The following is a 12,161-nucleotide window of genomic DNA, read 5'->3' as shown; positions in this document are numbered from 1 at the left end:
CTGTTTGAAACCATCATTCGATGATAATTTCACCGGCATGCCCACTCCCGACCTTCGCGACCTGCTCGGCTTGGCAACGCGTCTGGCCCATGCGGCCGGTGCGGAACTGCTGGCCCGGCAGGACCAGGTGTCACTGGAGAGCGCGCAGACCAAGAGCTCGGGCACGGACCCGGTCAGCGCGGCCGACCGGGCCTCGGAGCAACTGATCGTCGACGGGCTGCTGAGTGCCCGTCCGGGCGACGGTCTGCTCGGTGAGGAAGGCGCCCGTGAAAAGTCCACGACCGGACTGACCTGGGTGATCGACCCGCTCGACGGGACGGTCAACTACCTGTACGGGCGGCCGGACTGGTGTGTGAGCATCGCGGTCCAGGATGCTCGCGGCGGGCTCGTCGGCGTCGTCCACCAGCCGATGACCGGCATCACCTGGTCCGCCGTACGGGGTGCGGGTGCGTCGCGCGACGGGAAGTACCTGAAGGTCCGCGAGGGCCGCAAGTTGGCCGAGGCGCTGGTCGCCACCGGCTTCTCGTACCTGGCCGAGCGCCGCGCGGAGCAGGCCGAGTACCTGCGGCAGGTGCTCCCCGCCGTACGAGATCTGCGGCGTGGTGGATCGGCCGCGCTCGACCTGTGCTCGGTCGCCGACGGTACGGCGGACGCGTACTACGAGCACGTGATCCAGCCGTGGGACGTGGCGGCCGGTGGATTGATCGCCCGGGAGGCCGGCGCCCGCACGATCGGCGGACCGGGCACGTCGTTGCCGGGCGGGTTGCTCGCAGCCCCGCCCGATCTGGCCGAGTCCTTGGCCGGGGTGTTGAGCAGGGTGAGGAGACGAGTGGCATGACAGTGGTGGACCTGCCGGCCCGGGCGCATCCGGACGAGGTGAGAGCGCCCGCCGGGACCGACGAACGACGGCGGCGCCGGCGTCGCGAGTACGGGCTGTTCGCGCTCCTGGTGGCGCCGAACCTCCTGGTGATCGCGGTCTTCGCGTACTGGCCGATCCTCTACAACGCGTTCCTCAGTCTGACCGACTGGAACATGATCGCGGCCCGGCCGACCTTCGTCGGCCTGGACAACTACGCGAACACGCTGACCGACCCGGCGTTCCACAAGACGCTCGGCGTCACGGTCGCGTTCACCGGACTGATCGTGGCCGGCAGCCTGGTGATCGGCCTGGCGCTGGCGGTGCTGTTCAACCAGCCGCTGAAGGGCCGCGGGCTGGTCCGGACGATCTCGTTCGCGCCGCACATCCTGTCCGGCGCCGCGGTCGCGACGATCTGGCTGTTCGTCTTCGATCCCGGCTACGGGCTGATGCGCGCGCTGATCGAGCCGTTCGGCGCCGAACCGCCGGACTGGATGAACAACTCCGACTGGGCGCTGCCCGGGCTCGTCATCGTCTACCTGTGGAAGAACGTCGGGTTCACCGCGCTGATCTACCTGGCCGGCCTGCAGGGCCTGCCGAAGGAGCTCGACGAGGCCGCCGCGATCGACGGCGCCGGCACCTGGACGCGGTTCCGGGCGATCAAGCTGCCGCTGCTCGCGCCGATCTCGTTCTTCCTGCTGATCACGACCGTGATCGGCACCTTCCAGGCCTTCGACGTGATCGCCGTGATGACCGGCGGCGGTCCGGGCGACGCCACCACGACGCTGAGCTGGTCGATCTACAACGAGGGCTTCCAGGCGTTCAACGCCGGCCGGGCCGCGACGTTGTCGATCATCATGTTCGTGATCCTGCTGGTAGTCACCACGGTCCAGGCCCGCGTGATGGAGAGGCGGGTGCACTACCGATGAAGGTGCGTGCGGTCCAGTACGTCGTCCTGCTCGGCGTCGCGGCGATCTTCCTGGGACCCCTGTACTGGTTGATCTCCGCGGCCGTGAAGCAGCCGGCCGACATCTACCAGTGGCCCCCGGTCTGGTGGCCCGACGACTTCACCTGGGACAACTTCAAGCTGGCCTGGGAGGCGGCGCCGTTCGACCGGTTCTTCGTCAACTCGACGGTGATCACGGTGGCCGGCACGATCCTGAAGGTGGCCAACGCCGTGCTCACGGCGTACGCGTTCGCCTACCTGCGCTTCCCGTTCAAGAAGGTGCTGTTCCTGCTGGTCCTCGGCGCGATGATGGTGCCGGGGCACGTGACGCTGCTGCCCAACTACCTGACCGTCGCGTCGCTGGGCTGGATCAACACGTACGCCGGACTGATCATCCCCGGCATCGGCTCGGCGTTCGCGACGTTCCTGATGCGCCAGCACTTCCTCACGCTGCCCGGCGAGGTCACCGACGCGGCCGCGGTCGACGGCGCCGGCCACCTGCGGACGTTGTGGCGGGTCGTGCTGCCGATGTCGCGGCCGATGCTGGTCACCGTCGTGGTGATCACCGCCGTCGAGGAGTGGAACAACTTCGTCTGGCCGCTGATCGTCACCAACACCGCCGACATGCGCACGCTGCCGGTCGGTCTGCTGATCCTGAAGGACGAGGAAGGCCTGGCCAACTGGGGAACGATCATGGCCGGCACGCTGCTCGTGCTCGCGCCGATGCTGCTGATCTTCCTGTTCGCCCAGCGCTACATCGTCGGCGGCATCACCCAAGGAGCGTTGAAGGGATGACCATTCGTCGCAGGGCGTTTCTCGGCCTGGCCGCGGCGGCCTCGCTGGCCGGGTGCGGCTACCGGTCGCCGGACGCGGAGTACCAGCAGCCGGCCGGCGCCATCCCGAAGCAGTACGCCGGGCGGACCAGGGTCGTGTTCTGGTCGTCGTACGGCGGGACGAACGGCAAGGCGGTCGACAAACTCGTGGCCAAGTTCAACGAGTCGCAGAGCGACGTGTACGTCGAGGCCCAGTTCCAGGGCAGCTACGACGACGTGGCGCAGAAGGTCGCGGCCGGGCTGATCGCGCGGCAGACGCCGGATCTCGCCGTGCTGTCCGATGTCACCTGGGAACGGTTCTTCCTCAACGACGCGCTCGAACCGCTGAACGGGTACTTCACCGACGGGTTCGGCCCGGCGGTCTTCCACTCCAAGCTGTTCAACGAGTACGTCGTGAAGGGCCAGAGCTGGTGCGTGCCGTTCGCCCGCAGTACGCCGATCCTCTACTACAACCGCGACGTCTTCGCGAAGGCCGGACTGCCCGACCGGGCACCGCGGACCTGGAGCGAGCTGCGGTCCTGGGGTGACACGCTCGCGAAGGTCGACGCCAAGGGCCGGCCGATGCGGACGCTCGCGCTGGCGAAGGTGGACGGCGACTGGCAGTTCCAGGGCAATGTCTGGCAGTTCGGCGGCGCGTACTCCCACGGGCTCGACGTCGCGATCGATCAGGACGGCGCGGTCGCGGCGGGCGAGTTCCAGCGGCAGTTGATCCACGAAGACGGGCACGGCTACATGGCCAGCAGCCCGATGACGGACTTCGCGGGCGGACTGGTCGCGATGTGCCAGGACTCGACCGGTGGGCTGAAGAGCGCGATGAGCAAGGCGAAGTTCAAGGTCGGCGCCGGGTTCATCCCCTCGGAGGTCGCCGCGGGACTGGCGACCGGCGGTGGCGGGATCGGGATGTTCCGGAACGCGTCGGCCGAGCGCAAGCAGGCGGCCGCGAAGTTCCTGGAGTTCCTCGCGACGCCGGAGAACTCGGCTTGGTGGACCACGCAGAGCGGGTACCTCCCGGTGGTCGACAAGGCCCGCGAGGACCCGGCGCTGAAGAAGCTGGTCGCCGACGAGCCCAACTACGGCGTCGCGATCGCGCAGCTGGTGAACGCGCGGCCGCAGGACGCGATCCGGCTCTACGGGCGGAACGCGAACGTCGCGATCTACACCGGCCTGCAGCAGATCTACGCCGACAACGCGGCCCCGAAGAAGGTGTTCGCGTCGGTCGCCCGGCGGCTCGAGGCGATCGGCGAGGAAGTGTCCCGGCTGTACGAGGAGAAGGTGCTGTGAGCAACCATCGGCGCGAGGAGGCGTTGTGATCGTCACCGGCCATCGCGGGGTGATGGGGTCCGAACCCGAGAACACCCTGCGCTCGTTCCGCAAGGCGATCGAGTACGGGTGCGACGAGATCGAGCTCGATCTGCGGGTGACCGCCGACGACGAGTTGATCGTGCTGCACGACGCGACCGTCGACCGGACCACTGACGGGACCGGCCCGGTCGAGGAGCTGACCTTCGACGAGCTGCGGAAGCTCGACGCCGGCCTCGGCGAGCAGGTGCCGACGTGGGCCGAGACGATCGCGGCGGTCGGCGTACGGATCCAGGCCGAGGTGAAGGCGGCGCGCGCCGTACCGCTGCTGGTCGAGTCGCTGCAGGCCGATCCGGCGTTGGCCGGGCGGACGATGGTGACGTCGTCGAACGCGGAGATCCTGCTCGCCGTACGCCGGGCGATGCCGTCGGCCACGACCGGGCTCATCTTCGGGCGGACGCCGGAGGTCGCCGACGTACTGGCACTGACGCGGGCCGCGGAGGCCACGTGGGCGTTGTGCGGGATCGCCGGGCTGACCGTGGAGGGCGTCGCCGAGCTGCACCGCGAGGGGCTCGACGTGACCGCCTGGCCGGTCCCGGACGCAGCGGTCTTCGCTCGCGCGGTGGAGCTGGGCGTCGACGGGATTACCACGGATCATCCGGATCGGCTGATGGCGGCCGCGCGGCGCTGAGTGGCCTGGATCACAGATTTCAACGTGCGGATTTGTTCTTTCGTGGAACAAAAATGTGTGATTGCCTTGATCCATGAGCATCAGCATCGGTGTGGTCGGAGCCGGCCAGTTCGCCCCCTCGTTCCTGCGGTTGTGGACCGCGCACCCCGACGTCACGGCGGTCTCGCTGACCGACGTGCTGCCCGACCGGGCGGCCGAGATGGCCGCCAAGCAGGGCGTGGAGGTCACCTACGCCTCGTTCGAGGACATGCTCGCCTCGGACGTCGACGCGGTGGCGATCTTCACCCAGCGGTGGCTGCACGGCGAGATGGCGATCCAGGCGCTGGAGGCCGGCAAGCACGTCTACTCGACGGTCCCGATGGCGATCGAGGCCGACCAGATCGCCCGGATCATCGAGCTGGTCAAGGAGACCGGCCTGACGTACATGATGGGCGAGACCAGCTACTACTACCCGTCGTCGGTGTACTGCCGGGACCGGCTGGCCAAGGGCGACTTCGGCCGGGTCTTCTACTCCGAGGGCGACTACGTGCACGACATGGACCTCGGGTTCTACGCGGCGTACCAGTACTCCGGTGGTGAGGACTGGAAGAAGACCGCGTCGTTCCCGCCCATGCTCTACCCGACGCATGCCGTGGGCAACGTTCTCTCGGTGACCGGGCAGCACGCCACGCACGTGTCCTGCGTCGGGGTGAAGGACGACCGCGGGGACGGGGTGTTCGACAAGGAGATCAGCCAGTTCGACAACGACTTCTCCAACGCGACCGCGCTGTTCACGCTCGCCGACGGCGGCGTGATGCGGACCAACGAGATGCGCCGGGTCGGGTACCCCTCGCACATCCGTGAGTCACGGCTGCGGGTGTTCGGGACCGAGGGCAGCTTCGAGCAGCTCGCCACCACCACGGTCTGGCAGACCAAGGAGGGTGTCGAGGACATCAGCCACCTGATGGAGACCAAGCCGAGCGGCTCGCTGGAGGACGACGACCTGGTCAACGTCGACCCGGCGCTGCGGGACGCGTTCCTGTCCGGGCTGTCGCCGGTGCACGACCGGTCGCGCCTGCCCAAGGAGTTCGCCGGGCTGCACAACGGGCACGAGGGGTCGCACCACTTCCTCGCCGACGACTTCGTCCGGGCGGTCGTCGACAAGACGATCCCGCCGGTCAACGCCTGGGTCGCGGCGCGCTACACGCTGCCGGGGATCTACGCCCACCAGTCGGCCCTGCAGGGCGGCGTACAGCTGGAGATCCCGGACCACGGGGACGCTCCGGCCTAGAACGCACGAACAGCCCCGACCTTCCCGGTCGGGGCTGTTTCTTTGTGTGGCTAAGCAGCTACTGCGTGGGCCTGCTGCTGGAGGCGCTTGATGCGTTCCTCCATCGGCGGGTGCGTGGCGAACAGCGCCGCGACTCCCTGGCCGTTCAGCGGGTTGGCGATCATCAGGTGGCTCTGGGTGGCGACGCCGGACTCCGCGGGAAGCGGCAGCGCCGCCGTACCGCGACTGATCTTGGCGAGCGCACTGGCCAGAGCCAGCGGGTCACCGGACAGCTCGGCGCCGTCGTGGTCGGCCTGGTACTCGCGGCTGCGGCTGATCGCCAGCTGGATCAGGCCGGCGGCCACCGGCGCGAGCAGGACGGTCAGCAGTACGGCGAACGGGTTGGGCCGGTCGTCGTCGTCCGAGCCTCCGAAGGGCAGGAAGATCGCGAGGTTGGCCAGCATCGTGACGATCCCGGCCAGGCCGGCGGCGATGCTGGAGGTCAGGATGTCGCGGTTGTAGACGTGGGCCAGCTCGTGGCCCAGTACGGCGCGCAGCTCGCGACGGCTGAGGACCTGCAGGATTCCGTCCGTCACCGCGACCGCCGCGTGCTCCGGGTTGCGCCCGGTGGCGAAGGCGTTCGGCTGGGCGACCGGGCTCACGTAGATCCGCGGCATCGGCTGGCCGGCGCGCTGCGCCAGCTCCGCGACCACGGCGTACAGCTCGGGAGCCTGCTGAGGACTGACCGGGCGTGCAGCCATCGACCGCAGGGCCAGCTTGTCGGAGTTGAAGAAGAGGTAGGCGTTCAGCCCGAGCGACAACGCGGCCGCGATCACCAGACCGGTCGTGCCCGCGACCAGGCCACCGACCGCAACGATCAGACCGGTCAGAACCGCCAGCAGAACGGTGGTTTTGACGGTGTTGCTGAGAGTTCGCGTCACGGTGTTTTCAACGCCGGCGGGCCGGTACTCATTCCGCGCGACTCCTTGCGGACACGGCTGGTTCAAACGTAGGAACTACCTATGACCCTTCGCCGTACTGCCCTGTCCGGCACCGCCCTCCTCGTCACCTCGCTCGCCACCGGTGGGCTCGCGACCGCCGGGCCGCCGGACGGCCATCCGTCTGTCGCGCCGCCTGGCCAACTGTCTGCCCGTCTGCCGCTGGGACCTGCTGACCTGGCGGAATCGCGGGTGAGCAGCACGCTGCTGCCCGGTGTCACGTTGACCAAGATCACCCGCGGCCAGGCGGGGCCTGGTTCTTTCTGGACGGTCGAGGTCGCGATCCCGTCCAGCTCGCCGGATCCTGACGCGCCGGCGACGGCGTTGTCGGACAAGGCCGGGGCTGATGCTGCCGCGGCGAAGCTCAAAGCGGCTGGGCTCGATTCTCGGGTCGAGGACGTGCCGACGCCACGACTGGCCGACGCCGGGGGAGGGAACCTCGGGTGGCGGGTGCGGCTCGGGTCGTTCGCGACCAAGGCCGAGGCGGACGCGGTGCGGACGAAGGTGATCGCCGCCGGGCTGAGCGGGTCCAGCATCTACACCGGGTGGGACGGTGAGCCGGACGACGTCCGGGGCTCGACCGGGCCGTGGCACGTTCAGGTGCTGACGATCGACCCGAGGAAGTTCCGCGGGACGCTCGACGCGTCGTACGGGCTGGACCTGGAGGCGCGCGAGACGACCAGCACGCTCGCGACGCTGACCGGCGCGACGGCCGCGGTGAACGCCGGGTTCTTCGTGCTCGATCCCAAGGCGGGCGCGCCGGGTGATCCCGCGGGGGTTGCCGTGTACGACGGTCGCCTGGTGAGTGAGCCGACCGCGGGACGTCCCGCGCTGGTGATCCACGACCACGCCGTCGGTACGACGGTCGAGCGGTTCCGCTGGCGGGGCGAGGTCCGCGGTCTTGGTCGTCCGCTGCCGCTCGACGGGCTCAACCGGGTGCCGGGGCTGATCCGCAACTGCGGCGGCACCGCCGACGATCTCCCGACCGCCAAGCCGCTGCACGACGTGACCTGCACGGATGCCGACGAGCTGATCGCGTACGACGCGTCGTACGGGGTGGCGACACCGAGCGGACCGGGGGCCGAGGTGATCGTGGACCGGCGTGGTGTGGTTTCCGCGATCCGAACGACGACGCGCGGCGGCGCGATCCCGGAGGGTGGCCGGACGGTCCAGGCGACGGGCAACCAGGTCGCGCGCTTGCTGGCGGCCGCGAAGATCGGTCAGCGGCTGCAGATCCGCGCTGGTCTCGTCGACCTCCGCGGTCACGATGTCAGGCTGTCGCCGAAGACGACGATCGTGAACGGCGGCCCGGAACTGGTCCGGGACGGCCGCGTCACCGGCACGGTGAAGGCCGACGGCATGGCGCCGGCCGACAACCCGAACTTCTACTACGGCTGGGTCCACAAGCGGAACCCGCGCACGATCGCCGGTGTCGACGCGCAGGGCCGCACCGTCCTGATCACCGCCGACGGCCGCGGCGTCGGCAGCCTGGGGTTGGGGATCGGTGAGGCGGCCGCGGTCGCCAAGTCCTTCGGTCTGCGGGAGGCGATCAACCTGGACGGTGGAGGCTCGACCACGATGGTCGCCAACGGCAAGGTCGTGAACACCCCGTCCGACGCGACCGGAGAGCGGCCGGTGGGCGACGCGTTGGTCGTCACCCCGCGCTGAACCCCGACTTTGTGTACCGGCCAGCCGCTTTTCGCGCCCGCCGATGGCTGGGCGGTGCTCAAAGTCGGCTTCGGGTGCGGCTGTTACTGGTCGTAGATGCCGCGGAGCCGGATCGACATCGAGTTGATCAGGTGCTGGGTCATCGAGGCTTCGGCGGCCGTGGGGTCGCCGGAGCAGATGGCTTCGACCAGGTGGCGGTGTTCGACGAGGACCTCGGGGCCGGTGTCGCGGTCGTAGTGCAGACGGAAGATGTGCAGGTGGCAGTGGGTCCGCTCGAAGGCGAGGCGGACCTGCTCGCTGCCGGACAGTTCGGCGATCAGCGTGTGGAAGCGGTTGTCGTGCGCGGTGAGTGACTTGTACCCGGCGTAGTCGACCGAGGTCGGCTCGACTGCGGTCGACAGTTCGGCGGCGAGGCGTTCGCGGCCGGTGTCGTCGATCAGTTCGGCGGCGCGGCGCGCGGCCCACGGCTCCAGCAGCCGCCGGAACGAGTACAGGTCCTCGAACTCCTCGAGCGACAGCAGTGGCGTCGCCCGGTACCCCTTGAGCGGCTCCTTGTCCGCGAGCCCCTCCGACTCCAGCCGCGCCAGCGCCTCCCGGACCGGTGTCGACGAGACCTGGAACTCGCGCGCGAGCCCGTCGATGGAGATCCGACCGCCGGGCCGGATCGTGTGGTCCATCAGCATCGTCTTGATCGCCTCGTAGACGTCGTCCGCCAGCATCTGCCGGCGCAGCAGCCGCCGGTCGTGCGGCTCCAGGATGTCCGTCATCGGCCTCTCCAGCCCGTGGTCCAGCCCTTGACCCAGCCTCGTGGATTAGGCAGGGTTACGGTCGTAATCATGCATCATGCACGATTTCATGAACGGCGACCAGCACCCAGGGGTGTGGGAGAAGCGATGCTGAGGTTCGACGAGATCGGGGTCCTGCCGGAACCGGAGGACAACGCGGCGATCTGCTCCCGCCGGCTCGAGGCCGGGACGGTGATCGACTTCGGCGGTACGCCGGTGACGCTGCCGCACACCGTGCTCGAAGGCCACCGGATCGTCGTCCGGCCGGTCCGCGCGGGCGAGGCGATCACTTCCTGGCAGACGCCGTTCGCGCGCGCCCTGCGTGACCTCGACGTCGGCGACTACGTCTGTACGCCGCCCAGCCTGGCCGCCGTCAGCGCGCGCGGCGTCGAGGGCCTGCCGGACGAGCCGTCCGCGAGCAACGAGCCGCTCGACCCGTACGCAATGGACGAGAACGCCCTCAACTTCGGCCGCCAGGTCACCTCCGTCGAGCAGCCGGGCACCTTCCTCGGCTACCCGCGCGAGCGCGGCCCGGCCGGCACCCGGAACCACGTCGTCGTGATGGCGACCAGCTCGCGGTCGAGCGGTTTCGTCACCGAGCTGGCCCGGCGATTCGACGGCGCGGCGGCCGGCGACGGCGTCGTACCGGTCGCGCACACCGAGGGCGGCGAGGACGGTACGCCGAACAACCTGCACTTCCTGCTCGCGACGCTGGCCGGCTTCGCGCTGAACCCGAACGTCGGCGCGGTGCTGATCGTGGACACCGAGGAGGACGTGGTCTCGGGGCAGGCGATCCGGGAGTTCGTCGCCGCGCAGGGGTACCCGGAGATCCTGGTGCCGCACGCGTACTTCACCCGCACCGGTGGGTTCGAGGCCGACCTCACCGCGGCGGGGAAGCTGATCGAGCCGTGGCTGCCGGTGGTCGACGCGCAGCAGCGGGTCGAGGTCCCGCTGTCCGACCTGCTGATCGCGCTGCAGTGCGGCGGGTCCGACGCCTTCTCGGGAATCTCGGCCAACCCGCTCGCGGGCAACGTCGGCGCCGAGGTGATCCGGCACGGCGGCGCCGCCGTACTGGCGGAGACCGACGAGCTGATCGGCGCCGAGGGATACGTCCTGAAGAACGTCCGCGACCTGGGGACCGCGCGGCGGTTCCTGGAGCTCGTCCAGTCGTTCAAGGACCGGGTCGGCTGGCACGGGCACACCGCCGAGGGCAACCCGTCCGGCGGCAACATGTACCGCGGGCTCTACAACATCGTGCTCAAGTCGATCGGCGCGGCCCGCAAGCTGCCGCGCGAGGTCCGGCTCGACCACGTCATCGACTACGCCGAACCGCTGCCGGGCACCGGGTACATCTTCATGAACAGCCCCGGCAACGACCTGGAGTCCGTCGCCGGCCAGATCGCCAGCGGCTGCAACCTGATCTTCTTCACCACCGGCAACGGGTCGATCACCAACTTCCCGTTCGTGCCCACGCTCAAGTTCGTCACCACGACGACCCGGTACGAGCACCTGCGGGCCGAGATGGACGTCGACGCCGGCCGCTACCTCACCGGTACGCCGATGGACGAGCTCACCGCCGACACCTTCGACCTCACCGTCCGCGTCGCCTCGGGCGAGCGCAGCGCCGGCGAACGCGCCGGCCACAGCCAGGTCTCCATCTGGCGCAACTGGCGCCAGTCCGGCCCGGTCGAAGGAATCTCCATCACCACCGACGGCCGCATGAGCCGCAAGCTGGAGGACCTCCCGGCAGAAGACCGCGACGCACTGCTGCCGGGTCTTCCGCTGGACGTACCAAGTACTTCTGAAGCAGCTACAGCAGTAAAGCTTTTGTCTGTTGATGATCGGCAGTTGCCGGAGGCTGTCGGACTGATTCTTCCGACCAGCTTGTGCTCGGGGATGATCGCGCTTCGACTCTCCGCGCAGGCCGAGGCCGAAAAGTGGGCGGGCGACGCCGTCACCCGGATGGTCGCGCTGCCGCACACCGAAGGGTGCGGCAGCTCCGGCGGTGCTTCCGAGGAGACCTTCGCCCGGACGATGCTCGGCTACCTGCTGCACCCGAACACCCGGATGGCTCTCCTCCTCGAGCACGGCTGCGAGAAGACGCACAACGACTACTTCCGCGCGAAGCTCGTCGAGGCCGGCGCGGATCCGTCGCGGTTCGGCTGGGCGAGCATCCAGGCCGACGGCGGACTCGACGCGGTCGGCGAGCGGGTCCGCGACTGGTTCGGCAGCTTCGACCTGCCGGCGCCGGTGGAGGTCGACGGGGACGTCGGCGCGCTGACCGTCGGGCTGGAGGCGCGTGGGCCGTTGAGCGACGAGACCGCCGAGGCGTTGGCGCTGATCGGGGCAGAGATCGTCGGTGCGGGTGGCTCGGTGATGCTCTCCTCGCGGGGCGGACTACTCGAGAACAAGGTGTTCCGGACGGCTGCCTTCGGATCCACAGCGGAGGTTGGACCGACCGTCGCCCACGGCCAGCGGTTCGCCGTACCGGGCTGGCACGTCATGCGCATGCCCGGCACCGACTGGATGGAAACGGCCACCGGCTTCGGCGCCGGGGGCGTCCAGCAGATCCTCGCGCACGTTGCCGGCGGCACCTTGTCCGCGCAGCGCTTCGTCCCGGTCGTCGAGTTCAGCAGCGACGCCGAGACCGTCGCGAAGTACGGCGACGACCTGGACGCCGTCGCCGCCGGTGACGCCGCGGACCAGGCGCGAACCGGCCTGGAGGCGATCGCCGCCGTCGCGAGTCGCCGGCAGGTCCCCAAGGCAGTTGCCTCAGGCAACGTAGGTTTCCAGATCACCCGTGGTCTGCTCGGGACGTCGATGTGAAAGGTGAACC

Annotated in this window: 10 protein-coding genes; 8 read left to right on the top strand and 2 right to left on the bottom strand. The window is 69.4% G+C overall.

The genetic code is table 11. From position 1 onward, the window contains the following. The first annotated feature begins 37 nt into the window (after positions 1–37). The 6 genes from ABD235_RS36285 (at position 38) to ABD235_RS36260 (ending at position 5,895) form a co-directional block, all read left to right on the top strand. Positions 38–838, top strand: coding sequence for an inositol monophosphatase family protein (locus ABD235_RS36285; RefSeq protein WP_344182557.1), 801 nt, complete (start codon positions 38–40; stop codon positions 836–838). Next, a complete protein-coding gene (locus ABD235_RS36280; RefSeq protein WP_344182556.1) occupies positions 835–1,785 on the top strand; it encodes a carbohydrate ABC transporter permease in 951 nt (316 codons plus the stop codon). The genes ABD235_RS36285 and ABD235_RS36280 overlap by 4 nt, the downstream gene beginning before the upstream one ends. After that, on the top strand, positions 1,782–2,597 hold the full coding sequence (locus tag ABD235_RS36275) for a carbohydrate ABC transporter permease (RefSeq protein WP_344182554.1): 816 nt from the start codon (positions 1,782–1,784) through the stop codon (positions 2,595–2,597). Before ABD235_RS36280 ends, ABD235_RS36275 begins: the two co-directional genes overlap by 4 nt. Next, entirely contained in the window at positions 2,594–3,916 is a 1,323-nt protein-coding gene (locus ABD235_RS36270; protein ID WP_344182552.1) for an ABC transporter substrate-binding protein, read from the top strand. The genes ABD235_RS36275 and ABD235_RS36270 overlap by 4 nt, the downstream gene beginning before the upstream one ends. Positions 3,917–3,941: 25 nt before the next feature. Further along, positions 3,942–4,625, top strand: coding sequence for a glycerophosphodiester phosphodiesterase (locus ABD235_RS36265; protein WP_344182550.1), 684 nt, complete (start codon positions 3,942–3,944; stop codon positions 4,623–4,625). Positions 4,626–4,698: 73 nt separating this feature from the next. After that, positions 4,699–5,895 carry a Gfo/Idh/MocA family protein gene (locus ABD235_RS36260; RefSeq protein WP_344182548.1) on the top strand — a complete coding sequence of 399 codons (1,197 nt, stop codon included), beginning with the start codon at positions 4,699–4,701 and terminating at the stop codon, positions 5,893–5,895. Between the two features lie 50 nt (positions 5,896–5,945). Here the strand turns inward: ABD235_RS36260 and htpX are convergent, their stop codons facing one another. Beyond that, positions 5,946–6,815, bottom strand: coding sequence for a zinc metalloprotease HtpX (htpX, locus tag ABD235_RS36255; RefSeq protein ID WP_344182546.1), 870 nt, complete (start codon positions 6,813–6,815; stop codon positions 5,946–5,948). Positions 6,816–6,896: 81 nt separating this feature from the next. On the opposite strand from htpX, the gene ABD235_RS36250 reads away from it, so the two are divergent. Next, the gene (locus tag ABD235_RS36250) at positions 6,897–8,540 is read left to right on the top strand and encodes a phosphodiester glycosidase family protein (protein WP_344182544.1); all 1,644 of its coding nucleotides are present in this window, start codon (positions 6,897–6,899) and stop codon (positions 8,538–8,540) included. An 83-nt stretch (positions 8,541–8,623) separates the two neighbouring features. Here ABD235_RS36250 and ABD235_RS36245 read toward each other — a convergent pair whose 3' ends face one another. Then, the gene (locus tag ABD235_RS36245; protein ID WP_344182542.1) at positions 8,624–9,307 is read right to left on the bottom strand and encodes a GntR family transcriptional regulator; all 684 of its coding nucleotides are present in this window, start codon (positions 9,305–9,307) and stop codon (positions 8,624–8,626) included. A 126-nt stretch (positions 9,308–9,433) separates the two neighbouring features. On the opposite strand from ABD235_RS36245, the gene ABD235_RS36240 reads away from it, so the two are divergent. Continuing rightward, a complete protein-coding gene (locus ABD235_RS36240; protein WP_344182540.1) occupies positions 9,434–12,151 on the top strand; it encodes a UxaA family hydrolase in 2,718 nt (905 codons plus the stop codon). The last annotated feature ends 10 nt before the right edge of the window (positions 12,152–12,161 follow it).

This window comes from Kribbella lupini, assembly GCF_039529595.1.
Taxonomy (GTDB): domain Bacteria; phylum Actinomycetota; class Actinomycetes; order Propionibacteriales; family Kribbellaceae; genus Kribbella; species Kribbella lupini.
Note: the sequence above shows the minus strand (reverse complement) of the source record. Positions and strands in the feature narration are given on the sequence as shown.

What these genes read in the sequence shown, in the direction of transcription:
- ABD235_RS36280 (WP_344182556.1), top strand. Translation starts at nt 835, where the DNA reads ATGACAGTGGTGGACCTGCCGGCCCGGGCGCATCCGGACGAGGTGAGA.
- ABD235_RS36245 (WP_344182542.1), bottom strand. Translation starts at nt 9,307, where the DNA reads ATGACGGACATCCTGGAGCCGCACGACCGGCGGCTGCTGCGCCGGCAG.
- ABD235_RS36250 (WP_344182544.1), top strand. Translation starts at nt 6,897, where the DNA reads ATGACCCTTCGCCGTACTGCCCTGTCCGGCACCGCCCTCCTCGTCACC.
- ABD235_RS36240 (WP_344182540.1), top strand. Translation starts at nt 9,434, where the DNA reads ATGCTGAGGTTCGACGAGATCGGGGTCCTGCCGGAACCGGAGGACAAC.
- ABD235_RS36285 (WP_344182557.1), top strand. Translation starts at nt 38, where the DNA reads ATGCCCACTCCCGACCTTCGCGACCTGCTCGGCTTGGCAACGCGTCTG.
- ABD235_RS36260 (WP_344182548.1), top strand. Translation starts at nt 4,699, where the DNA reads ATGAGCATCAGCATCGGTGTGGTCGGAGCCGGCCAGTTCGCCCCCTCG.
- ABD235_RS36270 (WP_344182552.1), top strand. Translation starts at nt 2,594, where the DNA reads ATGACCATTCGTCGCAGGGCGTTTCTCGGCCTGGCCGCGGCGGCCTCG.
- ABD235_RS36275 (WP_344182554.1), top strand. Translation starts at nt 1,782, where the DNA reads ATGAAGGTGCGTGCGGTCCAGTACGTCGTCCTGCTCGGCGTCGCGGCG.